The organism is Pigmentiphaga sp. YJ18, from assembly GCF_038066655.1.
Taxonomy (GTDB): Bacteria; Pseudomonadota; Gammaproteobacteria; order Burkholderiales; family Burkholderiaceae_B; genus Pigmentiphaga.
On record NZ_JBBUKU010000002.1, the window covers coordinates 967,858 to 993,231 of the forward strand.

Sequence of the window (25,374 nt, forward strand, 5' to 3'; positions counted from 1 at the left end):
GCGCGGACCTCAGTCCTCGCTCACGCGGCCGCGCATCCGCTTGACCTCGCCGTGCCGCACCTTGCGCTGCAGGCGGCGCTGCTGCGATCCCTTTGTGGGCCGCGTGGCCTTGCGCGGCTTGGGCGGTTCCGCCACCGAGGCCAGCAGGGCCGTCAGGCGTTCCAGCGCGTCGGCCCGGTTCTTTTCCTGGCTGCGATAAGCCTGCGCCTTGATCACCACCACGCCGGCGCTGGAGATGCGCCGGTCCGCCTTCTGCATCAGCGCTTCTTTCCACGCCTCGGGCAACGACGAGGCGCCCAGATCGAAGCGCAGGTGGACCGCGCTCGACACCTTGTTGACGTTCTGGCCGCCCGCCCCCTGCGCGCGGATCATCGTGAAGACGATCTCGTCTTCATCGATGGCGACGCCGGGGGCCAGGGGCAGGACGGGCATGGGCGGCCTCAGTGCGCGGCCGCGTCCACGCGCATGCCCAGCCGCCGCAGCAGGTCGCGGTCGGCCTCGGCCTGCGGGTTCTCGGTCACCAGCAGCTTGTCGCCGTAGAACATGGAATTGGCGCCGGCCAGGAAGCACAGGGCCTGCAAGGCCTCGTCCATCTGTTCGCGCCCGGCCGACAGCCGCACCACGGCCTCGGGCATGGTGATGCGCGCCACCGCGATGGTGCGCACGAACTCGAACGGATCCACCGAGGCGTTGTCGGCCAGCGGCGTGCCCTGCACGCGCACGAGATTGTTGATGGGCACGGACTCCGGATACGGATCCATGTTGGCCAGCTGGACGATGAGCCCGGCCCGCTCGCGGCGCGATTCGCCCAGGCCCACGATGCCGCCGCAGCAGACCTTGATGCCGGCCTCGCGCACCCGGCCCAGCGTATCCAGCCGGTCCTGGTAGGTACGCGTGGTGATGACGCGGCCGTAGAACTCGGGCGAGGTATCCAGGTTGTGGTTGTAGTAGTCGAGCCCGGCCTCGCGCAGTTGTTCGGCCTGGCCGTCGCGCAGCATGCCGAGCGTCACGCAGGTCTCCAGGCCCAGGTCCTTGACCGCCTTGACCATGTCGGCCACCGCGTCGACCTGGTGGGGCTTGGGGCTGCGCCAGGCCGCGCCCATGCAGAACCGGGTCGCGCCGTTGTCCTTGGCGGCCTGCGCCGCTTCCAGCACCTCGTCCAGCGGCATCAGCTTCTCGGTCTCGACGCCGGTGTCGTAGCGTGAGGACTGCGGGCAGTACGAGCAATCCTCGGGGCAGCCGCCGGTCTTGATCGACAGCAGGGTCGACAGCTGGATGGCGTTGGGATCGAAGAAGCGCCGATGCGCCTGCTGCGCCTGGTAGAGCAGATCGGCGAAGGGCAGCTCGAACAGCGCCAGCACCGCATCCACGTTCCAGGATGCGCAATTGCGGCGAGATGTAACAGCGGCGGCCGCGTTCGCGACGACGGGATCAGCTTGCATGGGAACTCCTACACGGGGGATGGCGCGGCTCGCGGGCCGTGGCCAGCGCACATGGTAAGCAAGCCGGGCGGCCGCATCAAATATTCAAAATCCGTTTTTTGCATCAAAAATCGGCGAACTTGCCGTGTACACCCTGATTTTGGATGAAGTCGCGGCCAACATGACGCCTACGCCTGTTGCAACTTCGCAGGATTTTTCGGGTAAGGTGCCCGGACCTCGCCGCGCAGTGGCCGCTCTCGCCCTGCCCTGCGCCGACTGTCATCATCTGCGGCCGGACTTGCATTTCTGCTCCAAGATTGCTTGAATGCCGGCTCTGTGCATAGGCAGGCGGCCATCCGGCCGGTCTGCCGATATTTTTCAAGGAGTACGCATGCGCACCAAGAAGGAACTGATCGACGCTCTCGCCGAGCGCACCCAACAACCGAAGAATGTCTCCGAAGCCTTCATCGACGCACTGGGCGATGCCCTGCGCGACACGCTGGCCAAGGGCGACGAGGTCGTGCTGCCGGGCGTCGGGAAGTTCTCGGTGAAAGAAAAAGCCGCCAAGACGGGCCGCAACCCCCGTACCGGCGAAGCGATCCAGATCGCTGCCCGCAAGGCACCCGCTTTCAGCGCCGCCAAGGTCCTGAAAGACGCCGTCGACGTCAAGTAAGCGTCGTCGCCACGCGCACCTTCCGCCTGGCGCGGCGGTGCGCGCCGAATCAGTCTGCCTTACACTGCAGGAATCCTTCGCTCCCGGAGTCATTCTTGTCCACCGACCAACCCGCAGAGCCTTTCAGCGGTCCCAGCACCACCTACCTGGTCTCCCAGGTACACCATCCCCTCCGCAACTTCAGCGACGCGCTGCTCAAGCCCTACGGCGTGACGGGTATCCAGTTCACCGTGCTGTCCGTGGTCGCGCACCGCGAAAAACTGTCCTCCGCGGACCTGTCCAGGCGCTTCTATGTCACCCCCCAGTCGATGGGCCAATTGCTCTCGACCCTGGAAGAGCGCGGCCTGCTCGAGCGCAAGGAAGACGCCAGCAATCGCCGTATCCTGCGCATCACGCTCACCCCGGCCGGGCGGCAGGTGGTCGAGGCCGGCACGCGCGAGCTGAACCGCTTCGAGCAGGAAGCCTTCTCCAGCCTCGGCCCCAAGGAACTCAAGACCCTGCGCGGACTGTTGCGTACAGTCATCGACGATTTGCGCAGCCGACATATCGGCGCGACATAGCGGGCATCGCGCTGATCGAAATTCCTTGTGATCCTATAATTATTATGTGATTCAACTCGCTCATCGCTTCATCTTATAGTCCCCCCAACATGACGGACAACGAGGGGACATCGATGAACAAGCGAGTCTTGCGTGCCACGCCGATGCGGCGTGCGTGCCTCGCCACCTTGGCAACACTGGCCCTGGCCGGCACCACATCGGCCGCGGCCGCCGAATTTCCCGCCGGGCCTGTCACCATCGTCGTGCCTTTCCCGCCCGGAGGCCCCACCGATACCACCGCGCGGCTGGTAGGCAAGACGCTGGCGAAACAACTCGGCCAACCCGTGGTGATAGAAAATCGCGCGGGCGCGGGCGGCACGGTCGGCTCCACCTCGGTCGCGCGCGCCAAGCCCGACGGCCATACCCTGCTGTGGGCCAGCACCAGCAGCCTGGGCGTGGCACCGGGGTTGTACCGCAACCTGGCCTACTCCCCGATGGAATCCTTCGCGCACGTGGGCCTGGTGGCGCGCAGCCCCATCCTGCTCGTGGTGCGTAACGCGTTTCCCGCCAACACCTTGCAGGAACTGGTCGCCTATGCCGCCAAGAACAAGGTGTCCTACGGTTCCGCCGGCAACGGTTCGATCAACCACCTGACCGGCGAATGGTTCAAGGAGGTGTCCGGCGCGAACATCCTTCACGTTCCCTACAAGGGCGGCGCGCCGGCGCTGGCGGACATGATCGGCGGCCAGATCGACATGACGCTGGAGACCATCACCGTCGTGCGGCCCTACCTGGAAAGCGGCCGGGCCAAGGTACTGGCTACCGGCGGCGCCACGCGCTCGGCCGACATGCCGCAGGTCCCCACCGTGCGCGAAGTCTTCGGCGGCGATTTCGAATCGTATTCCTGGACGGGCCTGGTGGCGCCCGCCGGCACCCCGCCCGCCGTCGTGCAGAAGCTCAACGCCGCGCTGCGCGCGGCGCAGGACGATCCCGAACTGATGAGCCAGATGAAGGCCGGCGGCCAGGACGTGATCAAGACCACGCCGGACGAATTCCGCAGCTTCCTGGCCAACGACACCAAGCGCTGGGCCGAACTGATCAAACGCACCAACACCACACTGGACTGACTCATGCGCATCATCATCGCCGGCGGCGGCCTGGGCGGACTGACCGCCGGTCTCGCCCTGCTCCAACAAGGTTTCCAGGTCCGTATCCTGGAACAGGCCCCGCAGTTGAAAGAAGTCGGCGCGGGCATACAACTCGGGCCCAACGCCGTGCACGTGCTGTATGCGCTGGGCCTGGAAGGCGACATGGCCGGGCAGGCCTGCGAGCCGGAAGGCAAGATCGTGCGGCTGTGGAACAGCGGCCAGACCTGGACCCTGTTCAACCTGGGCGACGTATCGCGCGAACTCTACGGCTACCCTTACCTGACCGTGCACCGCGCCGACTTGCACCAGGCCATCGCCGCCGGCGTGCAGCGCGCCGATCCCGACGCCCTGGTGCTGGGCGCCAAGTTCGAGCGTTTCGAGCAGAACGGCGACGGCGTGGCCGTCCACACGGCCGATGGCCGGATCTTCCACGGCGACGTGCTGATCGGCGCAGACGGCGTGCACTCGCTGGTACGCGGCCAGCTATTCGGCGCCGACCGGCCCGATTTCTCGGGCCTGGTCGCCTGGCGCGGCGTGATCGAGGCCGACAAGCTGCCCGAGCGCCTGAGCCGCCCGGTGGGCGTGAATTGGGTGGGCCCCGGCGCCCACGTCATCCACTATCCACTGCACGGCTACAAGCTGGTGAACTTCGTCGCGGCCGTGGAGCGCAGCGATTGGCAGGTCGAGTCCTGGACCGAGCGCGGCACCACCGAAGAGTGCCTGAACGATTTGCGCGGCTGGAACGAGGACGTACATACGCTGGTGCGCGCCATCGACGTGCCCTACAAATGGGCGCTGATGGTTCGCGATCCCATGCCGCGCTGGAGCGAAGGCCGGGTCACGCTGCTGGGCGACGCCTGCCATCCCATGCTGCCTTTCCTCGCCCAAGGCGCGGGCATGGCCCTGGAAGACGGCTACATCCTGGCGCGCGCCTTGCGCCAGTACTCCGATCCGACGCAGGCGCTGCTGCGCTACGAGCAGGCGCGCAAGGACCGCACCGCCAATGTCATCCTCGGCGCCAACGCCAACGCCAAGCGATTCCACAATCGCGAACTGGCCCACGCCGAGGGCGCCGCTGCCTACGTGAACCGCGAATGGCAGGAAGACCGGGTGAAGGAACGCTACGAGTGGCTCTTCACCTACGACGTCGAAACCGTACCTATCTGATCGCCCGGCAGACTACGGGCGGGTCTCCATCACGTCCTTGAACACCTGGGCGAATTCGGTCAACGTATCGGGCAGGGGCGCCCCCGCCCGCATCACGTAGCAGAAATCGAAGGTCACCGCCGGGCTGATCACCCGGTGCTCCACCGCATAGCGTGCGCACGCAATTTGCGAAAACTCCGGAATGACCGCGATGCCGAAGCCCTGCTCCGCCAGCCCCAGCGCCGTATCCAGGTGCTGGACGGCGATGCGGCGGCCGATGTTGACCTGGTGCTTGAACAAGGCATCTTCCGCCAATTGATGAAGGGGGCTGTCCTCCGTCAGCGCCACATAAGGCTGGTCGCGCAGGATCTCCCAGGTCGTGTCCTTGCGCCCCTTGGCCGACGGCGTCGGCGCATAGCGCCCCGGCGCATAAACCGCCAGCAGCCCCGATGACACCAGCGCCTTGCGCACCAGCCCCGACACCTTGGAAAAGAACGCGCCGAAAGCCGCATCGGCCTCGCCCGTCTCGACCAGCTGCTGGATTTCGAGCGGACTGCCGGCAATGATCTCGATCTCGACCTGCGGATGATCCGCCAGGAAGCGCCGCATGGTCTCCGGCACGACATTGGCCGCCATCAAGGGCGTGAACGCTAGGCGCAGGGCAGAGCCCTCCTGGCGCCCCATGTCGCGCAGACGGGCCGCCGCGGCGCTGAGTTCACGCTCGACCAATTCCGCCGCGGGCAGAAAGACACGGCCGGCCTCGGTCAGCACCACCGCGCGGGTGGTGCGCTCGAACAACCGGGTATTGAGCTGGGATTCGAGTTCGCGAATGGTCGCGCTCAGCCCCGCCTGGCTCAGATGCAGACGCTGGGCGGTGCGGGTGAAATTGCCCGATGCCGCCACCCCCAGAAATGCCCGTAATTGGCGCAAAGAAATATTCATGCGCCAATTATTTCAGTTTTCCCCCCTCTTTGCGCATCACCGCCCCAGACCCAGGATGCGGTGGATCCGGCTTTGCCGGTCCACCCGCATCGCCCCCTGGGGGGCGCGCGTCAGCGCGTAGGGGGGGATTAGTCCAGCTTCAGCCCCGTCCGGCGCACGATGTCGCCCCACTTGGAGATATCGGTGGCGATGATCTTGCGAAACTCCTCGGGCGAGGTCGGCGCCGGGTCGGCGCCGGCCGCGCGCACACGTTCGATCACGCCAGGGTCGGTCAGCGCCGCCCGGATCGCCGCATTCAGGCGCTTGACGACGGGTTCGGGCGTGCCGGCGGGCACCGCGATCCCGAACCAGCCCATGGCCTCGTAGCCTTTCATGCCCGACTCGTCCAGCGTGGGCACGTCGGGCAGCGAACTCGACCGTTCGCGCGTCGTCACGGCGAAGGCCTTCATGCGGCCCTCCTTGATGTACGCCACGGCGCTGGGCACGTCGCTCATAGCCACCGGAATCTGCCCGGCCAGCGCATCGGTGGTGGCCGGACCCGTGCCCTTGTAGGGCACCAGGACGGTCTTCACTTCCCCGATTTGATTGAAGAGCTCGCTGGCCAGGTGCATGACCGTGCCCAGGCCGCCATGGCCGATCGACAGCTTGCCCGGCTCTGCCTTGGCCGCGGCAATCAAGGCCTTGACGTCCTTGTACGGAGAATTCGCCGGCCCCACCAGGACAAACGGCGAGCTGGCGACCATGCTGACCGGAATGAGATCCTTGACGGGATCGAAAGGCATCGTCCGATACAGCACACTGTTGATGCCCAGCGCGCCGGCCCCGCTGAACACCATCGTGTAGCCGTCAGGCGCCGATCGCACCACCGATTCGACGCCGATGTTGCCCCCTGCCCCACCCTTGTTCTCGACCACCACCTGCTGGCCCAGCTGCTTGGACATGACGGGTGCCATGACGCGAGCGATGAGGTCCGTGCTGCCGCCCGGCGGGAACGATACCACCAGCCTCACGGGACGATTGGGAAAATCCCCTTGCGCCTGTGCCGCCGGCAGCGCCAGCACGGTCGCGATCGCCAAGGCCGTCACGATCATCTTCTTCATTGCAGTCTCCTATCTGATAGCCATATGGATCATGCCGCTCGATGGCGGCCTTCTTATTTTTGAGCTTGATCAAATTTGATCATGTTTCATTTCCAGTGACCGCACCATCAGGGCATTCACCGTATCCGCGGCCTCGTAGGCCGCCCAGTGGCCCGCGCCGGGAATCATGTCGAAGACCGCCTGCGGCAGCGTCTCGCGCAAGGCGCGGCCTTGCGCGGGCGCATCGCCGCCGCCGTAGACATCGCGTTCGCCGGCAATGCCATGCACCGGGCAACGCAGGCCCAGGAAAGCCTCCAGTTCGCGGCTGGCCAGCAGCGGCCGGGTGTCCAGCCGGCAACGCTCAAGGTTGTCGGCATGCAGCCGGACGGCCTCGTCATCGACCAGGGCGGCGTCGCCGAACATGGAAACTTCAAGGTTGTGCCGGTGGATACGGGCCGCCTCGGCCGGATCGGTTATGCCTCGCCACCGCAGCAATTCGGGCGGCCGCGGCACCGTGTGCGAGAACGCGCCGCGCAACAACAGGATCTGGCGGACGCGCTGCGGCTGTTGCCGCGCCATGCTTTCCGCCAGGACCGAACCCAGGGAAAATCCGGCGAGCGCCACGTTCGCGTCAGGGCCCGCGACCTGATCGATGCCCAGCCACAGCAGACGGGCGAAAGCGGCGCACGACACGTCGCCGGCCGGCAGGTCGGAATCGCCATGGCCGGGCAGATCGGGCACGAGCACCGTAAAGCGTTCGGCCAGGGCCGCGATGTTGCGCACCCAATGCGTCCACGAACCGCTGTTGCCGTGCAGCAGGACGACCAGCGGACCCGCGCCCCATTGCCGCCAGACCACGGCGCGGCCATCGCCAACCGTCGTGTGGATCCGGGCAGATTGCTCCAGCGTGTCGGCCATTTCGTAAACCCTTGTCTCTTGCGCGTCCGGTCACGTCCGGCGCTTATGATAATCACACCTTATATAAAGTTTCTTTACTTATCAAGAGAATCTTGCATCATCATGGGGGAAGGCCTATCGAGTTCTTCTAGAATAGGCAGCCTCGGCCCCCCCCTCTCATTCCTTCGCCCCCTGCTCTTTCATGAAGAATCCATCCGCTTTGTCTTCCCCGAACCAGGAACTGGGCTTGCGCGAGCGCGCCAAGCTCGACAAGCTGCGGCGCATCAAGCAGGCGGCGCGCGACGTCTTCCTGGAAAAGGGCTACGACGTGGCGACCACGCGCGAGATCGCGCAGCGCGCCGAAGTGGCCATCGGAACCATCTTCGTCTATGCCGAGGACAAGCTCGATCTGTTGATGATGATCGTCAACAACGACCTGGATGCCGTGAACGACAAAGGCGCCAGGGTGCTGCGGCGGGACGGTCCGTTGATCGATCTGCTCATGGCTTTCTTCGAACTGCGGTACCGCTACTGGGCCAGGCATCCGCAGATCTCGCGGCCGGCGGTGCAGGCCACCTCGGACTTCCTGGCCCGCAGCAGCGACCGCGGCGAGGAAACGCGTCGTTTCTACGCCCGCCGCGCCAACATCTACGCCATGCTGGCCGACGTGGTGCGGCGCAAACAGGAACAAGAGCAGATCGGCAGCAACGCGGCCCCCGATCTCATCGCCTCGTTGTTCGTCACCATCTACCTGGCCGAAGTGCGACGCTGGCTCAGCCAGCCCACGCCGCGCCCCGGCGCCGGCCTGGCCTCGCTGCGCGCGCTGCTGCGCCTGGCCATCGAGGGGCTGGCGCCCATGGATGCCGAGCGGCAGGCGCTGGCCTCCACCGATTGACGGGCTAAGTCCCTCCCAACAGGTCGCGCGAGTCGAGCAAGGCGTAGACGATCTCGGGAGTGCGTTCGAAGCAGCGGCGGATCGCGGCAGGAACGGCTTCGCGCGTCTTGCGGCACAGGCCCCGCTGCTCCGCCAGTTCGATGGTGATACCTCGCACCGTGCGGACTTCGTTGGCGCTGGGTTCGATATGCAAGACGATGCCCAGTTGCGCGTGCATGCGCGCCTGCATCGCCATCAGGTCTTCCAGGGTGGCCAGGGTTTCGAGACGGGCCACCAGGCGCTTCTCTTCTTCCTTGGTCAACAGCAGGATGCGCCTATCGCCCTGCGGGTCGGCCAGCAAATGGTCGCGTTCGCAGATACAGGCGCCGGGCGGGCATTCCTTGCGGATGGGAAACGAGGCGTTCATGCCTCGGGATTTTAGCCTCTACCCAGCAAAGGCATGGACAGCGGAAACATCGTGCCTTCATAAAAATTCACTTCGGGCGGCAGGCTGGCCATCAGCAGCACGACGCGGGCCACGTCCTCGGCCTTCATCAACTCGCCGGGTTCGAACTTGCGGCCGGACTTGGCGGCCAGCGCCGACTCGGTCACGCCGGGATGCAGCACGCTGACCGCGATGCCGTGCGCCCGTCCGTCCAGCGCCAGCGCATGGGTCATGCCGGACAACCCATGCTTGGTGGTCGTGTACGGCACCGAGTCCGGCCGTGGCACCTTGGCCGCCACGCTGCCGATGTTGATGATGCGGCCCTGGCGGCGCGGCTTCATGACCCGAAACGCCTCGCGGCTGCAGAGAAAGGTGCCCGTCAGGTTCACATCGACGACGCTGCGCCAGGTGTCCAGGCTCATGTCCTCGATGGGCTGGCTGGTGGTGACGCCGGCATTGTTGACCAGCACGTCCACGCGGCCATGGGCGGCCAGCGCCGCGGCGAACAATTGCGCCACGTCTTCTTCACGGCTGACGTCGGCGACGCAGGCAAGCGCCTCGCCGCCCGCCTCGCGCACCATCCGTGCCGTCTCGTCCAAGGCGGCCCGGCCGCGGGCCGCCAGCACCACACGCGCGCCGGCCTGGCCGAACGCCACCGCCACGGCCCGGCCTATGCCGGAGCTGGCGCCGGTCACGATCGCGACGCGATCCTCGAGACTCCGCATGCCTGCCCCCGTCCCTTGCTCCGTCATTCGACGGTCATGCCCGCGGCGCGGATAATGCGCCCCCACTTCTCGGTATCGACCGCCACCACCCGCGCCAGGTCGTCCGGACCTCCACTCAGGGGCTCGGCGCCGATGCCGCGCAGAAAGCGGGCCATCTCGGGGCTGCTGGTAACCTTGAGCAGTGCGGCGCTCAGCGTCTTGCGCACGGCCTCGGGCGGATTGGCAGGCAGAAAGATGCCGAACCAGCCCGCCAGGTCGTAGCCTTTCACGCCGGCTTCGGCCATGGTGGGCACATCGGGCAACGACGTGGGCCGCTTGCTGCCCGTAACCGCCAGCGCCTTCACGCGGCCCCCCTTGAGCTGGGGAATGGCCAGTGTCGCGTCGGCGAACAGGAAACTCACCCTCCCCCCGATCAGATCGGTCAGGGCCGGCGGCACGCCCTTGTAGGGCACGTTGACGGCATCGACGCCAGCCAGCGTCTTGTAGAGTTCTCCGGCCACCTGTCCCGTGGCATTGCCGCTGCCCCACGAATACTTGCCGGGCTGATCCTTGAGCAGCCTGGTCAACTGCTCGACGTTGTCGACCTTGGTGTGTTCGGGCGCCACCAGCAGGACGAACCCCAGGCTGGCCACCGTACCCACCGGCGCGAAATCCTTGATGGGATCGAAGGGCAGCTTCTTGAACAAATGGACGTTGGCCGCATGGGTGGAGTTAGGCGTGAACAGAATGGTGTAGCCGTCGGCGGGCGCCTTGGCCACGAAGTCGGCCGCCAGGTTGCCGAGCGCGCCTGCCTTGTTTTCCACCACCACCGGCTGGCCGAGTTCCTTTTCCAATCCCGCGGCCACCTGGCGCGCCACGTTGTCGATGCCGCTACCGGCGGGATATCCCAGCAACATGCGCACCGGACGCACGGGATAGTCGGCGGCCCAGGCAGGCGCGCCGGCCATCAGGGTGATCGCGGCAAGCGCGGCAAGGCACTTCTTCATTGATATCGTCTCCTCTCGAAAGCGGGTCGTTACGCCGGGCGCTCGAACTTCGCCGACAGCGCGGTGCCGGACAGGTGTCCGGCGAGGCTGCTGGAGGTGCCTACCGGCAGTCCCGGCGCCAGCTCCATGAATTGCTTGACCGCGCGCACCGTGACCGGGCTGCACGTCAGGATCGTGGCCGCGATCTGGTCGGCCCGCGACCGCAGCTCGGCGCGCGGGACGACCTCGCTGGCCAAGCCGGCCTGCCAGGCCTCGCGGGCCCCCACCAGGTCTCGCGTCAGCACCATGCGCGCAATCGTTTTCATCGGTACCCGGCCGATCAATGCCGACATCACCAGGGCAGGAGGAATGTCGCGCTCCATCTCGGGAATCTGGAAGCTTGCGTCGTCGGCAGCCAGCGTGATGTCGCACACACCCGCCAGGGCGCAGCCGACACCGTAGGCCTTGCCATGCACGACGGACAGCACCGGCACCGGCGCCGTCTTGAGCGCGTCGTACAGCGCGAGCGCCGGCATCGCCACATTGCGCCGCAGGGCCTCGCCGGTCGGTGTCGAGCCCGGCTTGGGCATGGGCGAGACTCGCCCGGCGCAGAAATCCTCGCCCTCGCCCGACAGGCGGATCAAGCGGATCTGCTCGTCCAGGTTGGAGACGGCATCGATGATCAGGCTCCCCATCTCGGCGCTCATCAGGTTGCCGTTTGCGGGGGTATTCAACACGATGTCCAGCAAGCCCTCGTGGCTGTGCATCCGTACCGGTTCGCTCATGACCGTGCTTCCTGTGCGCGTTGTAGGGCCGACCAGATCGCGGCGGGCGTGGCCGGCATGGGCAATTCCTCGTGCGTGATGTCGCGCAGCGCATCGGCCAGCGCGTTGAAGATGGCGGCCGTGGCAGGCGTGATGCCGCTCTCGCCGCCGCCTTTCACCCCCAGCGCGTTGCCGTGGGTGCGGTCTTCGGTCAGTTCCACGTCGAAGCGCCGCGGGATCGCCCCCGCTCGCGCCACGCCGTAGTCCATGTACGAACCGCTGAAGATCTGTCCGCTTTCCGGATCGACGTGGTAGTCCTCGAGAAAGGCCTGTCCTATGCCCTGCGCCAGGCCGCCATGCACCTGGCCTTCGACGATGAGCGGATTGATCGGGCGTCCCACGTCGTCGATGGAGGTGTAGCGCACGATCTCCACGTCGCCGGTTTCCGGATCGATCTCCAGCTCGCAGACGGCCGTGCCCGTGGGATGGGCGGCGATGCGGCCATTGAACTCGGCGGCGGCGAAGAAGCGGTGTTCCTCCGGATGACCGGGCATGCCGGCGCGCTCGATATGGGCCGCGATCTCGCCCAGGCCGGCCTCGCGTTGCCCGGCTTCGTCGCGCACCCGGCCACCCGCATAGCGCAGCCCCTGCGCGTCGATGCCCCACATCGATGCCGCGGCCGTCAGCGCCGCCGTCCGCAATTGTTCGCCGGCCTGCAACAGCAGATGCCCCACCAGCCGCATGGAACGATCCGAATGCGAACCGCCCCCCACCTTGACGAAGAGCGAATCGCCGGTGCGCATGGTGACGGCTTCGAACGGCACGCCCAGTTCGTCGGCCAGCACCTGCACGAAGCTGGTCTCGTGGCCCTGCCCCGTGCTTTGCGTGCCGACCACGAAGTCGACGCGGCCATCGGCGCCTATGGTGATTTCGATGCGCTCGCGCGGCGCGCCGACCGGCGATTCCACGTAATTGGCCAGGCCCGTGCCCAGCAGCTTGCCGCGCGACTGCGCCTCGCGCTTGCGCGCCGGCACCTCGCTCCATTGCGACACGAGCAGGGCGCGCTCCATGTTGGCGGCAAAACCGCCGCTGTCGTAGGTCAGCCCCATGGGACTGCGATAAGGCATCTGCGACGGCTGGATCAGATTGCGCCGGCGCAGTTCGATGCGGTCCATGCCCATCTCGTCGGCGGCGACGTCCAGCATGCGCTCCATCACGTGCGTGGCCTCGGGACGGCCCGCGCCCCGGTAAGGGCCGGTAGGCGGCGTGTTCGTAAGCACCGCGGATAGCAAGGCTGTGGCCGCGGGCACGTGGTAGACCGTGGTCATGATGCGCGAGCCGTTGGCCAGCGGCACGTACGAGACGGTATGTGCGCCGACGTTGCCGATGATCTCGTTGTCGATGCCAAGGATGCGCCCTTGCGCGTCGAACGCGATGGCCGCCCGTATGACCTGGTCGCGCCCCTGGTAGTCCGACAGAAAGGCCTCGTTGCGGTCGCTGGTCCATTTCACCGGCTGCCCTACCCTGCGCGCGGCCCACAGCACCGCGAGCTGATCGGGATTCACGCAACTGCGCGGACCGAAGCCGCCGCCCACGTCGGGCGACACCACCCGCAATTTCGCCGGGGGTATCCCCAAGGCATCTGCGATGCACATCTGCTGGCGCGTCACGCCCTGGCTGCCCGAGATCAGCAGGTATTCGCCGGAACCTGCGTCGAAGCTGCCCAGCGCCGAGCGCGGCTCCATCTGGCAATTGACGATGCGGCTGTTGCGGAACTCCCGGCGCACGACGCGATGGGCGCGGGCGAAGGCCTCGCGCACCGCCGCCTCATCGCCTACCCGGGCCTGGAAGCACAGGTTGCGCGCAGCGCCGTCCCACAATTGCGGCGCCCCTTCGTCCATCGCCTGCACCGCGTCCACCACGGCCGGCAGGGGGTCATAGTCGATCAGCACCATTTCGCAGGCGTCACGCGCCTCGCGCGCGCTGCGCGCCACCACCAGCACGACCGGCTCGCCCACATGGCGCACGCGATCCACCACCAGCGGCAGGTGCCGCTGGTTGAAAACGCTGCCGGTAAGCGAATCCGGAAAGGCCCGTTCCTTGAAGGCGACGGCGTCGGCCGGATTGGGAATGTGGTCCATGCCGCGCAAGCCGTCATCCAGGTAATCCTGGCCGCGCAGCACGGCGATCACGCCGGGCGCCTGCGAAGCCGCCTCGATGTCGATGCCGCGGATGACCGCATGGGCGTGGGTGGCCCGCACGAACGCGCCATAGGCCTGGCCGGGCAGATTCATGTCGTCGGTATAGCGTCCCTGGCCGCGCACCAGGCGCTGGTCTTCGGCGCGCGGACGCGGCTGGCCGACCAGTCGGCTATCCATGCTGCCTCCCGACCGGCTTGCCCGCCTCGATACGGGCGTGGGCCGCGTGCTTGACCGCCTCGATGATATTGACGTAGCCGGTACAGCGGCAGATGTTGCCTTCCAGGGCCTGATGGATGCGTTCGTCGTCCAGCGAACCATCCGTGTCCAGGTAGTAATCGATGGCCATCATCATGCCCGGCGTACAGAAGCCGCATTGCAGGCCGTGGCAGGCGACGAAGGCCGCGGGCACTTCGCCCAGTTGCTGCGGCGTCGACAACCCTTCCACGGTCAGTACCTCGCCGCCGCTGGCCTGCGCGGCCAGCACCGCACACGACTTGACCGCGGCGCCGTCGAGCTTGACCGTGCAGGCGCCGCACTGGCTGGTGTCGCAGCCAACGTGGGTGCCGGTCAGGCCCAGTTCATACCGCAGCAACTCCACCAGCAAGGTACGGTCGTCGACCTCGCGGCTGACCGCCTCGCCGTTCACCCGCAATTCCACCCGGATCATGGCGCGACCTTCTCTTCCACCTTGACGCTGAAGCGCTCGAAGAATTCGGCCGCCATCTTGTTGACGATCGAGCCCACCAGCCGCGCGCCTATCTGCGCCAGCTTGCCGCCGACCTGCGCCTGGGCCACGTAGGTCAGTACCGTGGTCTCCCCGTCTTCGGCCAGCTCGACGTCGGCCACCATCTTGCCGAAGCCGGCGATACCGCCGTCGCCCTGGCCGATGATGCGATAGCCCAGCGGCGCGCGCTTGTCGGCGATGCTCAGGGTCCCCTTGAAGCGCGCCTTCACCGGACCGATGGCGGCCACCACCACGGCGGCGTACTCGTCCTGCGCCTGTCCGGCGTTGAATGATTCGCAGCCGGGCACGCATGCCTGCAGGATTTCCGGGGTATTCAGGTATTCCCACACCCGTTCGCGGGGCGCCCGCAGCGTATGCGATCCTTTCAGTTCCATGACTTCTCCACCTTGCTCGGCCTCGTTCCGGGCCGTCCGCGATTCAAGATAATTGCGCCCAGGCGCGCCGCGCCATCACCCGCACCAGGTTGGCGCGATAGGCCGCGCTGCCCGCGCGGTCGTCGTTCAGCCCATCGGCATCCAGGGGGACCGTAGCCAGCGCCCCGGCGTCGCCGCCGGCCAGCGCCGCCTCCGCCTCGTGCCAGCGGAATACACAGGGCCCGGCCCCGGTTACCGCCACCCGCACGCCCTGCGCGGTATCGGCGACGAACACGCCCGTTACCGCGTAGCCCGTGGCCTTGTGGCGATACTTGGCATAAGCGCTGCGGCGGGGAACGGGAAATTCGAAGCCCACGATGATCTCGCCCGCGGCAAGCGCGGTCTCGAACATGCCGGTAAAGAAATCGTCGGCGGCGATGCGCCGCTGGCTGCTTACCACGGTGCCGTCCAAGCCCAGCACGGCGGCCGGATAGTCGGCGGCGGGATCGTTGTTGGCCACGGAACCGCCCAGGGTGCCGCGGTTGCGCACCTGCGGATCGGCGATCACGCTGGCCAGCGCGGCCAGGCCAGGAATGGCCTCGCCCACCACGGTCGACTCGGCCACCTGCGCGTGCCGCGTGGCGGCACCGATTTTCAGCACGTCGCCGTCGCGCGAGATGCCTTGCAGTTCCGGCAGGCGCGTCAGATCCACCAGATGCGAAGGCGCCGCCAGCCGCTGCTTGAGCGTGGGCACCAGGGTCATGCCGCCCGACAGGGGGCGGGCTTCGGGCTCACGGGCCAGGCAGTCCAGCGCTTCCTGCAAGGTGGCCGGACGCACATAGCTCAGAGGGTACACATCGTCTCCGTCATTATCGTGGGCGGCCGCGACATGCCGCGCCGCCTGATCCCCGCTAACTGTAGAAGAAACACCGCAAAGGCTGAAACACGGGTTTGCGATGGTCTCACAAGCATTTTCGATAAGTCTCGAAAAGCGGGCTCAATCCTGGTAGCGCTTGAGCATCGTGCGGGCGATCACCAGTTGCAGGACCTGGCTGGTGCCCTCGTAGATGCGCAGCGCCCGGGCATCGCGGTACAGGCGTTCGACGTGGTGGTCGGCCACGTAGCCCGAACCGCCGTGGATCTGCAGGGCGCGGTCGGCGATGCGCGACAGCGCTTCCGAACAGAAGTACTTGGCGGCCGCCGCCTGGTTGCGCACGTCTTCGCCGCGCGCCAGGGCCTGGCCCGCCTGCATCACCAGGGCATGTCCCGCCAGGTATTCGGTTTCGGAATCCGCCAGCATGGCCTGTATCAGCTGGAATTCGGAGATCGGCTGGCCGAACTGCTTGCGCTGCACCGCGTAGCGCGCCGCCTCGTCGATCAGCCGGCGGGCCATGCCCAGCCCCGAGGCCGCCACGCTGATGCGGCCATGGTCCAACACCTGCATGGCGATCCTGAAGCCCTGGCCCAGCGCGGCCTCGCCGCCTATCACGTTGGATACCGGCACCCGCACGTTCTCGAAGATCACGTCGCTGATGGGCGAGCCGCGCTGGCCCAGCTTCTTCTCGGACTTGCCTATGTGCAGCCCCGGGGTATCGCGATCGACCAGAATGGCGCTGATGCCGGCCGCGCCCGGACGGGACGGGTCGGTGCGCGCCATGACGGTAAAGACATGGGCACGCGTGGCGTTGGTAATGAAACGCTTGGTGCCGTTGATGACCAGCATGTCGCCGTCCCGCTCGGCACGCGTCTTCAGGCTGGCCGCGTCCGAACCGGCGTCGGGTTCGGTCAGGCAGAATGCCGCGCGCAGTTCACCGCTGGCCAGGCCCGGCAGATACTTCCGCTTCTGCTCCTCGGTGCCGGCCAGCACCAGGCCCTTGCTGCCTATGCCCACGTTGGGCCAGAACACCAGCCGGAAGGCCGGCGAGGTATAGCTGAAGGCCATCTGCACCTGCAATTCCTGCATCAGGTCCAGTTCGCAACCGCCGTAGGCCTCGGGAATCCCCAGGCCGAACAGGCCCATTTGCTTCATTTCCTCGATGACCTCGGGCGGCACCTCCTCCTTTTCCTCCACCTGCCGCTCCAGCGGCATCAGGCGTTGGCGGATGAAGCGCTCGACCGTGTCCATCAACTGAGGAAAGGTCTCGCTATCGAATGACGACATAAGATTGCTCTCCGTGGCGGCACGGCGCCCTCAGGGCGCTGGCGCCGCATCCATGACGAACAGCGCGTCCAGGGCCACGACGCCCTTGCCCGCGGGCAAGGCGATCAGCGGATTGATGTCGATCTCCGCGATCCCGGGATTGGCCAGCATCAGGGCGGACAGGCGCCGCACCACCGCCGCGACCGCCGCCACGTCCACCGGCGGCGCGCCGCGCAGGCCGGACAACAGCCTGGCGCCCTTCAGGCGCTGCAGTTCACGCATGATCTGCGCCTCGGTCAGGTCGGGCGGCAAAAGGCGCACGTCGTGCAAGGCCTCGATCCATATCCCGCCCAGCCCCACCAGCGTCACCACGCCCCAATTGGGATCGCGGCGCCCCCCCACCACCAGTTCCAGGCCGGGGCTGGACATGGCCTCGACCAGCATGCCGTCCAGCGCGATATCCGGGCAATGCCGGGCCACCGAGGATTGGATGCGCTGCCACGCATCGCCCAGCGCCTGGGCATCGCGCAGGTTGACCGCCACGCCGCCCACGTCGCTCTTGTGCATGAGCGTGTCGGCCTGGGCCTTGAGCACCACCGGATAGCCGATCTCGCGCGCCAGCGCCTCGGCCTCGGCCGGCGTGCGGGCCAGCCCGCCCCGGGGCGTGGCGATGCCCAGTTCGCGCAGCCATTGCTTGCCTTTGAATTCGGCCAGCGGCCCCGGCTGAAGATCGTCGCGGCGCAGGCCGGATTCTTCCCCGCTGCGTTCGGCCGCCTCGGCATGCAGGCGTCCGTAGCGGTGCACGTGGGCCATGGCTCGCATGGCGCGGTCGGGCGACCGCAGGAACGGCATGCCGCTCGCATGGACCCGCTCCAGGAATTCGTTGCCCAGCGGGCCGCTGTCGCCCATGATGACGAAGCACACCGGCTTGCGCGATGCCTGCATCACCGGCAACAGCGATTCCGCCTTGGCCATTTGCTGCGCGGGCGAACCGCCCATCAGCGGCATGATCAGGCTGCCCACGCCGGGATCGTCCAGGATGGCCTGCGCCGACAGCCCGAAGATCTCCGGCTTCTGCATGCCGATCGCCGTCAGGTCCAGCGGATTGTCGGGCGCCATGAAGTCCGGCAGGATCTGCGACAAGGCCTGCATCGTGGCGGGCTGGAAATCGGCCAGTTGCAGGCCGATGTCTTCGCAGAAATCCAGCGCCAGTCCGCGCAGCGCGCCCGAGTTCGAGGCCACGGCCGCCCTGCCCTCGGTCACGGGCCGCGGGTAGCGCGCGAGGATGGCCGTCACATCGAACATTTCGTCCATGCTGTCGACCACCACCACGCCTTCGCGCTCGACCAGCGTGCGCATGACCTGGTGATCGCCCGCCAACGCGCCCGTGTGCGACTTGGCCGCCTCGCGAGCGCGCTGGCTGCGGCCCGGGTGCATCAGCACGACGGGCTTGCCCAGCTCGCGCGCGCGGCGCGCCACGCGCAGGAATTCGGCCGGCTTGCGCAGCATTTCGACGAACACCGCGAAGGCATCCACGTCGGGCGCGTCGACCAGCGCGGACAGGAAATCCTCCGCGCCCAGCACCGCTTCGTTGCCGGTCGAGATCGAGAACGAGACCCCCAGCCCGCGCCCCAGGAACGCCTGGCGCAGGTTGCCGTTCATCGCGCCGCTCTGGGCCACGATACCGATGCGCGGGCCGGTGCGGACCGGCGCCGGCTGCACCGGCTCGAAGGTCAGCGGAACGGCGTCCGCGAAATTGATGAACCCCAGGCAGTTGGGCCCCAGGACGGCCACGCCATGGCGGTGCGCGATGGCAGCCATGGCTTCTTGCGCGGCCCGGCCTTCGTCGCCCATTTCGGCAAAACCCGAGGCGAATACCACCGCCGCGCCCACGCCCCGGCGCCCGCAGGCCGCGACCGAATCGGCCACCGCCACCTGCGGCACCACCAGCACGGCCACGTCCACGCCTTCCGGCAATTCATCGATGGACTTGAAACAGCGGATGCCGTTGACCTCGTCTCGGCTGCGGCTGACCAGATGCAGCTGCCCGGCATAGCCGAAGCGCTGCAGGTTGGCCAGCAGCAGGCCGCTGACCGACCCCGGCTCGGACGAAGCGCCGACCACGGCGATCGACTTGGGCCGCAGCAGGCGGTCCAGAGCGAATGAAGACATGCGATACCCCTTCGTGCCGTCTTAGCGCTGATACGCGCCCAGGCCGGGCTTGAACGACTTTTCGTCCAGGAATTGCTTCATGGCATTGTCGCGGCCGCGCTCCGGATCGTGGAAGGTGGACTGGTCGACCTTGGCCATCAGGTAGTCGGTCGCCTGCTCCCAGCTCATTTCGGCCGCCATGCGATGGGCGATCTTGGCCGTGCGCAGCACGGTGGGATTCTTTTCCATCAGGACCTTGGCCAGTTGGCGGGTCCGTTCGCGCAGGCGCTCGCGCGGCACGGCCTCGTTGACCAGGCCGATATCCGCGGCGCGGCGGCCGTCGAAGGTTTCGCCCGTCATCACGTAGTACATGGCTTCGCGTTCGCGTACCAGCGAGGCCACCGCGCGGCTGACGACGCCCGCGGGGATGATGCCCCAGTTGATCTCGGACAGGCCGAATTGCGCTTCCTCGGCGGCGATCGCCAGGTCGCAGGACACCAGCGGCGTGAAGGCGCCGCCGAAGCACCAGCCGTTGACCATGGCGATGGTGGGCTTGGCGTAGAAGCGCAACTGGCGCCATTGCCACTGGGCGTTGGCGCGATACAGCCGGATGCGCTCCTTGGGATCGTTGTCGGTGCCGCGGAAGTACTCGCGCAGGTCCATGCCGGCAGAAAACGCGTCGCCCGCGCCGGTCAGCACCAGCACCTTGCAGCGGTCGTCCGCCTCCAGTTCCTCCAGCACCCGGACCATGTTGTAGACGATGCCCGGGTTGATGGCATTGCGTTTCGTGGGCCGGTTCAAGGTGACCCATGCGATGCCGTCTTCGAGATCGACGAGTACGGGCGATTGGTCGTTGGACGGGGCGGCTGTCTGGTTGGCGCTCATGGCTTGTCTCCTCATGGATGCCGGATGAATGGCGTACGAACCATTATATAAGATTACTTTATATAAGGAAACGTTCTTTTATCCGATGGCGGCTCGGGGTTTTCCTTTATCGTCGATATTATTTTTATCCATATAATTTTATCGACAAAATTTTCCAAAGATATTTTTATCGATTTTTTTGCCAGGTAGCCCGCACAACCACGACAAGAAGCCCGCCCCGACCTCGTCGGGAACACCGCCATGGAGGAGGAACACATCATGAAGAGCCCGGTTTTTCTGGTTGGACTTTCCACAGCCTGCTTCGCAGCCCTGACCCTTGCCGCACCCGCCGCCTACGGCGACACGTTTCCCGACCGTCCCATCAAGCTGATTCTGCCCTTTTCGCCTGGCGGCAATCCCGACACCGTGTCGCGCATGCTGGCGCAGGAAATGGGCAAGCGGCTCAAGCAGCCCGTGATCGTGGAGAACCGTGCGGGCGCCAACTCCATCATTGCCTCGGACCTGGTGGCCAAGGCGCCCGCCGACGGCTACACCCTGCTCTACACCACCGGCTCGCACGTCATCAATCCGCTGCTGTACAAGTCCCTGCCCTACGACAGCGCCAAGGACTTCGTCCCGGTCGTGCTGGTGGGCTCCACTCGCGGCCAGGTGCTCGTGGTCACGCCTTCGCTGCCGGTCAAGAACGTGCAGGACCTGGTCAAGCTCGCCAAGCCGGCCACCTCCAACATCCCTTATGGCTCGGCCGGCATCGGCAACACCATGCACCTGGTGGCCGAGTACTTCAACTACAAGGCGGGCACCCACCTGGTGCACGTTCCCTACAAGGGCGCCGCCCCCGCCATGAATGCGGTCATGTCCGGCGAAGTGAAGCTGGCCTTCCTCAACCCGGTTTCGGCGATCGAACAGGTCAAGAGCGGAACGCTGCGCGCAATCGCGGTGACCGGCTCGACGCGCTTCCCGCAATTGCCCGACGTGCCGACGGTGGAAGAAGCCGGCGTCGCCGGCTACGAAGTCCAGGGCGGCTGGCAGGGGGCGCTGGCCCCGGCGGGCACGCCGCCCGAGATCGTGGCCCGGCTGAACCGTGCCTTCAACGACGCCCTGGCCTCGCCCGCGCTCAAGGAGCGCCTGGCCTCCATGGGGCTGGACCTGGCGGGCGGCTCGCCCCAGGACATGGCGAACTACCTCGCCAAGGAAACCGCGACCTACACCGACATCATGCAGGCCGCCAAGATCGAAAAACAATAGCCAGACAACGCGGAGCCCAGATCGTGACCGAATCGAACCCCCCAGCCCGGCATCAAGCCGCCCCCCATGCCCTCGTTTTCGAGAAGGACGTCGAGATCCCGATGGACGACGGCGCCGTCCTGAAAGCGAACGTTTTCCGCCCGGCCGAACCGGGGCGCTATCCCGTCGTCATGGCCCAGGGGGTCTACGGCAAGGACGTCCACTTCGCCGATGGTTTCAAACCGCAATGGGAAAAATTGCAGCGCCTGCATCCCGGCCTGTGCCAGGACGGCTCCAGCGGCCGCTACCTGCGTTGGGAAACCGTGGACCCCGAACGATGGGTGCCCGACGGCTACGTGGTCATCCACGTCGACGCCCGCGGCAGCGGCAAGTCGCCGGGTTACCTCGACCCCATGTCGCCGCGCGAGATCCAGGACTACCGCGATGCCATCGAGTGGGCCGGCACGCAATCGTGGAGCAACGGCAAGGTCGGCCTGATCGGCATCTCGTACTATGCCGCCACCCAATGGCGTGTCGCGGCGCTGCGTCCCAAGCACCTGGCCGCCATCGTGCCCTGGGAGGGCCGGTCCGATCACTACCGCGACTACGGCTACCATGGCGGCATCCGCAGCAACGGCTTCCTCAGTTCATGGTGGCCCAAGCAGGTGCTGTCCAACCAGCATGGCAACGGCGACACCCCCTACCGCGACCGCGATGACGGCCAACCCACGACCGGCCCCGCGCTGAGCGCAACCTTGCTGGCCGCCAACCGCAGCGACTATCCCGCGGAAATGGCACGCCACGCCTTGTGCGACGCCTGGCACAAGGAACGCACGCCCGATCTTTCCCGCATCACCGTTCCCGTGCTGTCGGCCGGCAACTGGGGCGGCCCCGGCAACCACCTGCGCGGCAACATCGAAGGCTACCTGCGCGCCGGCTCCGCGCAGAAATGGCTGTCCATGCACATTGGCACCCACTACGAAAGCTTCTACCTGCCTCGCTACATCGCGCTGCAAAAGCAATTCTTCGATCACTTCCTGAAAGGCCTGCCCAACGGTTGGGACCAGACCCCGCCCGTCCTGCTGTCCATCCGCACGGTGGACGGCGAAACCCGCCGCGCCGAACACGAGTTCCCGCTCGCGCGCACCCAGTGGACCCGGTTCTACCTGCACCCCGGCAACGCCGCCCTGGATACCGTCGCGCCCGCCCAAGCCGCCAGCGCCGGCTTTCAGGCCCAGGAGGAACGCCTGGACTTCACGACGCCGCCCTTCGAAACCGCGACCGAAATCACCGGCTTCATTCCGTTGCGCATCTGGGTCTCGTCCTCCACCCGGGATGTCGACCTCTTCGCCGTCCTCCGGCTCTTCGATCCCGATGGCAAGGAAATCGTGTTCGACGGCGCCCACGAACCCACGCCGCTGACCCGGGGGTGGCTGCGCGCCTCGCACCGCAAAGTCGACGAAAAGATGTCCATGCCCAACCGGATCTTCCATACACACGACGAAATCCAGAAGATCGAACCCGGTACCGCTTATCCTCTCGACCTCGAAATCTGGCCCACCTCCATCGTCATCCCGCGCGGCTACCGCCTGCGCCTGACGATACAAGGCAAGGATTTCGAATTCGAAGGCATCAAGGGTCGGCTTACCCATACCGACCCCACGGATCGCGGCGGCGAGGATTTCCAGGGCCGCACCACCCTGTACAGCGGACCGGAACAGGCGTCCTATCTGACGCTGCCCATCATCCCGGCCCGTGACTAGGGCCTGGAAAGCTATCGTGCCGCGTCGGGGGCGAACACACGCAGGCGATGCCCGTCCGGATCGCGCGCGACGAAGGAGCGGCCGAACTCCAGGGTCGCGGGCGGCATGAGCAGCGGAATGCCGCGCGCCGTCCAGTCCGCGCAGCGGGCGTCGACGGCGTCGTAGCTTTCCATGCGCAAGACGATCTCGCCGCCGCCCGCAGGCGCGCCGGGCGGCGGTTCCACGGTGTGCCGGGACCACAGGCCCAGCATCAGGCCGGTGTCCAGCGCGAACAGCACGAAGGTGGGCGAGGATTCGATCGGGCTGGCGCCCAGCAGATCCGCGTAGAAGCGGCCGCTGGCCTCGGGCTGGTCGACGTAGAGAATGACGAAGTTCGGATGGTTCATGAAGTCGCTCCTGGTTGGTAGGCGTGTCCAGGATAGCGACCGATGCTGCCAATTTCTGTCAGCATCAAACTTCTTGCGGGGGTATGCCCTCTTTCTCGCGCCACGCCTTCAGCAGGGCCTGGCGCCGGCGCGGGTAGCGCAGGCCGGTGGCACTCATGGCCTGGATGCGGTCGGTGCGGAAATGGCGGAAATCCTGCCGCAGTTCGCACCAACCCAGGACCACGCGCGACTGCTCGAAGAATCCCAGGCCGAACGGCCAGATAAGCCGCTGCGAGGCAGCGCCTCCGCCGTCGCGATAGACGATGTCGAGCTTGTGTTCGGCGCGGATCGCGCGGCGGATCTGGGACAGGTCCCCCCGCTCCTGCTCGGCCGCCGGGCCCACCAGCAGCGCGGAGGTGTCCAGGCCATGGCGCAGGTCGTCGGGCAGCACGGCGGCGATCTTGGCCAGCGCGTTGCGGGCCGCCCAGGCCAGCGGTTCGTCGGTGCGGCGGGCCACCCACCGCGACCCCAGCACCAGGGCCTCGATCTCCTCTTCCGAGAACATCATGGGCGGCAGCAGGAAACCCGGCTTCAACACGTAGCCCAGGCCGGGCTCGCCTTCGATCTGCGCGCCCTGGGCCTGCAGGCTGCCGATGTCGCGGTAGAGCGTGCGCAGGCTGATGCCCAGTTCCCCGGCCAGCACCTTGCCGCTGACCGGCCGCCTGCGGCGCCGCAGTGCCTGGAGCAAGGCGAACAGGCGTTCGGACCGTGACACGGCGGCAGGCTAGCCGGCCAGCGTCCGCAGCGAAGCGGGCACGGGGAAATCCACAGCCATGTCGCGGAAGGCCTTGTCCGCCCAGGCGGTTCCGACCTCGGTGCCATGGGTGGCCTTCCAGACGGGACGGCGGTCCTTGTCGATCAGCAGGGCCCGGATGCCTTCCTGGAAATCGCCCCGGGTGCAGCACCACAGGGCGACCTGGTATTCCAGCTGGAAGACCTGGGCCAGCGACATGTGGCGCGTGCGCCGCTGCAGCTCCCAGGCCAGCCGCGCGGTGCTGGGCGCGCCCTTGGCCAGGGCGTCGCGCGCCCCTTCCAGCCATGGGTCCCCGCCGTCGTATTGCAGGATGGCGCCGATGACGTCGTCCAGCGCCGGTGCCCGGCACAGCGCCGCCACGGCATCCAGGTTGCGCCGCAGCGGCCCTTCCTCGGCGTCGGGAATGGCATGGCAGGCATCAAGCACCTCGTGCAGCAGGAGGTCGTCGGCACGGCGTTCGCCGGCCCAGTCCTGCCGGGCCAACGCGTCGAGCACCTGTTGCTTGCGGGCATGCGGAATGTGGTAGTCGGCCCAGCCGGCGAACAGCGCATCGGCGGCCTGCAGCGTGGCCCCGGTCAGCCCCAGGAACAGGCCCGACTTGCCCGGCATGCGGTTCAGGGCCCAGGACATGCCCACGTCGGGAAACAGGCCGATGACGATCTCGGGCATGGCCAGGCGCGAGGTTTCCGTGACGACGCGATGGCTGGCGCCGATCAGCAGCCCCATGCCGCCGCCCATGACGATGCCGTTGCCCCAGCACAGGAACGGCTTGGGATAGGCGTGAATGGCGTGGTTCAGGCCGTATTCGCGCTCGAAGAAGCGGGCGATGCGGCGCGGCGGGTCGTCGCCCCGGTGTTCGCGCATCTCGCGGTACACGCTTCGCAGATCGCCGCCGGCGCACAGCGCGCGCCCTTCGCCTTCCAGCACGACCACCGCGATGGCCGGATCGGTGGCCCAGGCATCGAGCTGCATCGCCAGGCGTTCGGCCATCTCCAGGGACAGGGCATTCAGCGTGGCCTGCGCATCGAGCGTGGCCACGCCCAGGCGCCGCCCTCCCCCGGCGGCGATTTCACGGAAGTGGACCGGAGGCGTGGCGCGGGCCTGCATGATGGACT

26 protein-coding genes are annotated in these 25,374 nt (G+C 67.0%); 7 read left to right on the top strand and 19 right to left on the bottom strand.

The annotated features are described in order from the left end of the window. Window positions 1-9: 9 nt before the first annotated feature. Both arfB and bioB read right to left on the bottom strand, forming a co-directional pair. On the bottom strand, window positions 10-432 hold the full coding sequence (gene arfB / locus WKR98_RS18330; protein ID WP_341434300.1) for an alternative ribosome rescue aminoacyl-tRNA hydrolase ArfB: 423 nt from the start codon (window positions 430-432) through the stop codon (window positions 10-12). 8 nt (window positions 433-440) lie between these two features. After that, window positions 441-1,442, bottom strand: coding sequence for a biotin synthase BioB (gene bioB / locus WKR98_RS18335; protein WP_124689289.1), 1,002 nt, complete (start codon window positions 1,440-1,442; stop codon window positions 441-443). 370 nt (window positions 1,443-1,812) lie between these two features. Between bioB and WKR98_RS18340 the strand changes: the two genes are divergently transcribed. From WKR98_RS18340 to WKR98_RS18355, 4 genes are all read left to right on the top strand, one after another. After that, window positions 1,813-2,094 carry an HU family DNA-binding protein gene (locus tag WKR98_RS18340; protein WP_124689288.1) on the top strand — a complete coding sequence of 94 codons (282 nt, stop codon included), beginning with the start codon at window positions 1,813-1,815 and terminating at the stop codon, window positions 2,092-2,094. A gap of 95 nt (window positions 2,095-2,189) precedes the next feature. After that, window positions 2,190-2,654 (top strand): MarR family winged helix-turn-helix transcriptional regulator, encoded by a 465-nt coding sequence (locus WKR98_RS18345; protein ID WP_161567807.1) that lies wholly within the window; start codon window positions 2,190-2,192, stop codon window positions 2,652-2,654. A 113-nt stretch (window positions 2,655-2,767) separates the two neighbouring features. Beyond that, complete coding sequence (locus WKR98_RS18350) at window positions 2,768-3,760, top strand: Bug family tripartite tricarboxylate transporter substrate binding protein (RefSeq protein WP_341434301.1); 993 nt, start codon at window positions 2,768-2,770, stop codon at window positions 3,758-3,760. Window positions 3,761-3,763: 3 nt separating this feature from the next. Then, window positions 3,764-4,948 carry an FAD-dependent monooxygenase gene (locus WKR98_RS18355; RefSeq protein ID WP_124689286.1) on the top strand — a complete coding sequence of 395 codons (1,185 nt, stop codon included), beginning with the start codon at window positions 3,764-3,766 and terminating at the stop codon, window positions 4,946-4,948. Between the two features lie 12 nt (window positions 4,949-4,960). On the opposite strand, the gene WKR98_RS18360 is transcribed toward WKR98_RS18355, so the two are convergent. From WKR98_RS18360 to WKR98_RS18370, 3 genes are all read right to left on the bottom strand, one after another. Continuing rightward, window positions 4,961-5,869 carry a LysR family transcriptional regulator gene (locus WKR98_RS18360; RefSeq protein WP_124689285.1) on the bottom strand — a complete coding sequence of 303 codons (909 nt, stop codon included), beginning with the start codon at window positions 5,867-5,869 and terminating at the stop codon, window positions 4,961-4,963. Between the two features lie 128 nt (window positions 5,870-5,997). Next, complete coding sequence (locus WKR98_RS18365; protein ID WP_341434302.1) at window positions 5,998-6,969, bottom strand: Bug family tripartite tricarboxylate transporter substrate binding protein; 972 nt, start codon at window positions 6,967-6,969, stop codon at window positions 5,998-6,000. 69 nt (window positions 6,970-7,038) lie between these two features. Further along, a complete protein-coding gene (locus WKR98_RS18370) occupies window positions 7,039-7,866 on the bottom strand; it encodes an alpha/beta fold hydrolase (protein ID WP_124689283.1) in 828 nt (275 codons plus the stop codon). Window positions 7,867-8,065: 199 nt separating this feature from the next. On the opposite strand from WKR98_RS18370, the gene WKR98_RS18375 reads away from it, so the two are divergent. Beyond that, entirely contained in the window at window positions 8,066-8,740 is a 675-nt protein-coding gene (locus WKR98_RS18375; protein WP_341434303.1) for a TetR/AcrR family transcriptional regulator, read from the top strand. Between the two features lie 4 nt (window positions 8,741-8,744). On the opposite strand, the gene WKR98_RS18380 is transcribed toward WKR98_RS18375, so the two are convergent. The 11 genes from WKR98_RS18380 to WKR98_RS18430 form a co-directional block, all read right to left on the bottom strand. Then, window positions 8,745-9,146: a hypothetical protein gene (locus tag WKR98_RS18380; RefSeq protein WP_341434304.1), complete on the bottom strand. Its 402-nt coding sequence runs from the start codon at window positions 9,144-9,146 to the stop codon at window positions 8,745-8,747. Between the two features lie 11 nt (window positions 9,147-9,157). Beyond that, window positions 9,158-9,889: an SDR family oxidoreductase gene (locus WKR98_RS18385; RefSeq protein WP_341434305.1), complete on the bottom strand. Its 732-nt coding sequence runs from the start codon at window positions 9,887-9,889 to the stop codon at window positions 9,158-9,160. 23 nt (window positions 9,890-9,912) lie between these two features. Then, window positions 9,913-10,875: a Bug family tripartite tricarboxylate transporter substrate binding protein gene (locus tag WKR98_RS18390; protein WP_341434306.1), complete on the bottom strand. Its 963-nt coding sequence runs from the start codon at window positions 10,873-10,875 to the stop codon at window positions 9,913-9,915. 29 nt (window positions 10,876-10,904) lie between these two features. Next, complete coding sequence (locus WKR98_RS18395; protein WP_124689278.1) at window positions 10,905-11,639, bottom strand: enoyl-CoA hydratase/isomerase family protein; 735 nt, start codon at window positions 11,637-11,639, stop codon at window positions 10,905-10,907. Continuing rightward, window positions 11,636-13,996: a xanthine dehydrogenase family protein molybdopterin-binding subunit gene (locus WKR98_RS18400; protein ID WP_341434307.1), complete on the bottom strand. Its 2,361-nt coding sequence runs from the start codon at window positions 13,994-13,996 to the stop codon at window positions 11,636-11,638. Before WKR98_RS18400 ends, WKR98_RS18395 begins: the two co-directional genes overlap by 4 nt. Next, a complete protein-coding gene (locus WKR98_RS18405) occupies window positions 13,989-14,486 on the bottom strand; it encodes a (2Fe-2S)-binding protein (RefSeq protein WP_124689277.1) in 498 nt (165 codons plus the stop codon). Before WKR98_RS18405 ends, WKR98_RS18400 begins: the two co-directional genes overlap by 8 nt. Continuing rightward, on the bottom strand, window positions 14,483-14,938 hold the full coding sequence (locus WKR98_RS18410; RefSeq protein ID WP_124689276.1) for a CoxG family protein: 456 nt from the start codon (window positions 14,936-14,938) through the stop codon (window positions 14,483-14,485). The genes WKR98_RS18405 and WKR98_RS18410 overlap by 4 nt, the downstream gene beginning before the upstream one ends. A gap of 43 nt (window positions 14,939-14,981) precedes the next feature. Then, on the bottom strand, window positions 14,982-15,773 hold the full coding sequence (locus tag WKR98_RS18415; protein ID WP_341434308.1) for an FAD binding domain-containing protein: 792 nt from the start codon (window positions 15,771-15,773) through the stop codon (window positions 14,982-14,984). A gap of 141 nt (window positions 15,774-15,914) precedes the next feature. Next, entirely contained in the window at window positions 15,915-17,078 is a 1,164-nt protein-coding gene (locus WKR98_RS18420) for an acyl-CoA dehydrogenase family protein (RefSeq protein ID WP_124689274.1), read from the bottom strand. Between the two features lie 30 nt (window positions 17,079-17,108). Further along, window positions 17,109-19,229: an acetate--CoA ligase family protein gene (locus tag WKR98_RS18425; protein ID WP_341434309.1), complete on the bottom strand. Its 2,121-nt coding sequence runs from the start codon at window positions 19,227-19,229 to the stop codon at window positions 17,109-17,111. A gap of 21 nt (window positions 19,230-19,250) precedes the next feature. Further along, the gene (locus WKR98_RS18430; protein ID WP_124689272.1) at window positions 19,251-20,093 is read right to left on the bottom strand and encodes a p-hydroxycinnamoyl CoA hydratase/lyase; all 843 of its coding nucleotides are present in this window, start codon (window positions 20,091-20,093) and stop codon (window positions 19,251-19,253) included. A 258-nt stretch (window positions 20,094-20,351) separates the two neighbouring features. On the opposite strand from WKR98_RS18430, the gene WKR98_RS18435 reads away from it, so the two are divergent. Beyond that, entirely contained in the window at window positions 20,352-21,338 is a 987-nt protein-coding gene (locus WKR98_RS18435) for a Bug family tripartite tricarboxylate transporter substrate binding protein (RefSeq protein WP_341434310.1), read from the top strand. A 23-nt stretch (window positions 21,339-21,361) separates the two neighbouring features. After that, entirely contained in the window at window positions 21,362-23,080 is a 1,719-nt protein-coding gene (locus tag WKR98_RS18440; RefSeq protein ID WP_341434311.1) for a CocE/NonD family hydrolase, read from the top strand. 11 nt (window positions 23,081-23,091) lie between these two features. On the opposite strand, the gene WKR98_RS18445 is transcribed toward WKR98_RS18440, so the two are convergent. The 3 genes from WKR98_RS18445 to WKR98_RS18455 form a co-directional block, all read right to left on the bottom strand. Beyond that, window positions 23,092-23,466 carry a VOC family protein gene (locus WKR98_RS18445; RefSeq protein ID WP_341434312.1) on the bottom strand — a complete coding sequence of 125 codons (375 nt, stop codon included), beginning with the start codon at window positions 23,464-23,466 and terminating at the stop codon, window positions 23,092-23,094. 64 nt (window positions 23,467-23,530) lie between these two features. Beyond that, window positions 23,531-24,220 carry a helix-turn-helix transcriptional regulator gene (locus tag WKR98_RS18450; protein ID WP_341434313.1) on the bottom strand — a complete coding sequence of 230 codons (690 nt, stop codon included), beginning with the start codon at window positions 24,218-24,220 and terminating at the stop codon, window positions 23,531-23,533. A gap of 9 nt (window positions 24,221-24,229) precedes the next feature. Next, entirely contained in the window at window positions 24,230-25,366 is a 1,137-nt protein-coding gene (locus WKR98_RS18455; RefSeq protein ID WP_341434314.1) for an enoyl-CoA hydratase/isomerase family protein, read from the bottom strand. Window positions 25,367-25,374 lie beyond the last annotated feature (8 nt).

Coding starts and splice junctions, on each gene's coding strand:
- arfB (WP_341434300.1), bottom strand. CDS start 432: ATGCCCGTCCTGCCCCTGGCCCCCGGCGTCGCCATCGATGAAGACGAG.
- bioB (WP_124689289.1), bottom strand. CDS start 1,442: ATGCAAGCTGATCCCGTCGTCGCGAACGCGGCCGCCGCTGTTACATCT.
- WKR98_RS18340 (WP_124689288.1), top strand. CDS start 1,813: ATGCGCACCAAGAAGGAACTGATCGACGCTCTCGCCGAGCGCACCCAA.
- WKR98_RS18350 (WP_341434301.1), top strand. CDS start 2,768: ATGAACAAGCGAGTCTTGCGTGCCACGCCGATGCGGCGTGCGTGCCTC.
- WKR98_RS18355 (WP_124689286.1), top strand. CDS start 3,764: ATGCGCATCATCATCGCCGGCGGCGGCCTGGGCGGACTGACCGCCGGT.
- WKR98_RS18360 (WP_124689285.1), bottom strand. CDS start 5,869: ATGAATATTTCTTTGCGCCAATTACGGGCATTTCTGGGGGTGGCGGCA.
- WKR98_RS18365 (WP_341434302.1), bottom strand. CDS start 6,969: ATGAAGAAGATGATCGTGACGGCCTTGGCGATCGCGACCGTGCTGGCG.
- WKR98_RS18370 (WP_124689283.1), bottom strand. CDS start 7,866: ATGGCCGACACGCTGGAGCAATCTGCCCGGATCCACACGACGGTTGGC.
- WKR98_RS18380 (WP_341434304.1), bottom strand. CDS start 9,146: ATGAACGCCTCGTTTCCCATCCGCAAGGAATGCCCGCCCGGCGCCTGT.
- WKR98_RS18385 (WP_341434305.1), bottom strand. CDS start 9,889: ATGCGGAGTCTCGAGGATCGCGTCGCGATCGTGACCGGCGCCAGCTCC.
- WKR98_RS18390 (WP_341434306.1), bottom strand. CDS start 10,875: ATGAAGAAGTGCCTTGCCGCGCTTGCCGCGATCACCCTGATGGCCGGC.
- WKR98_RS18395 (WP_124689278.1), bottom strand. CDS start 11,639: ATGAGCGAACCGGTACGGATGCACAGCCACGAGGGCTTGCTGGACATC.
- WKR98_RS18400 (WP_341434307.1), bottom strand. CDS start 13,996: ATGGATAGCCGACTGGTCGGCCAGCCGCGTCCGCGCGCCGAAGACCAG.
- WKR98_RS18405 (WP_124689277.1), bottom strand. CDS start 14,486: ATGATCCGGGTGGAATTGCGGGTGAACGGCGAGGCGGTCAGCCGCGAG.
- WKR98_RS18410 (WP_124689276.1), bottom strand. CDS start 14,938: ATGGAACTGAAAGGATCGCATACGCTGCGGGCGCCCCGCGAACGGGTG.
- WKR98_RS18420 (WP_124689274.1), bottom strand. CDS start 17,078: ATGTCGTCATTCGATAGCGAGACCTTTCCTCAGTTGATGGACACGGTC.
- WKR98_RS18425 (WP_341434309.1), bottom strand. CDS start 19,229: ATGTCTTCATTCGCTCTGGACCGCCTGCTGCGGCCCAAGTCGATCGCC.
- WKR98_RS18430 (WP_124689272.1), bottom strand. CDS start 20,093: ATGAGCGCCAACCAGACAGCCGCCCCGTCCAACGACCAATCGCCCGTA.
- WKR98_RS18435 (WP_341434310.1), top strand. CDS start 20,352: ATGAAGAGCCCGGTTTTTCTGGTTGGACTTTCCACAGCCTGCTTCGCA.
- WKR98_RS18445 (WP_341434312.1), bottom strand. CDS start 23,466: ATGAACCATCCGAACTTCGTCATTCTCTACGTCGACCAGCCCGAGGCC.
- WKR98_RS18455 (WP_341434314.1), bottom strand. CDS start 25,366: ATGCAGGCCCGCGCCACGCCTCCGGTCCACTTCCGTGAAATCGCCGCC.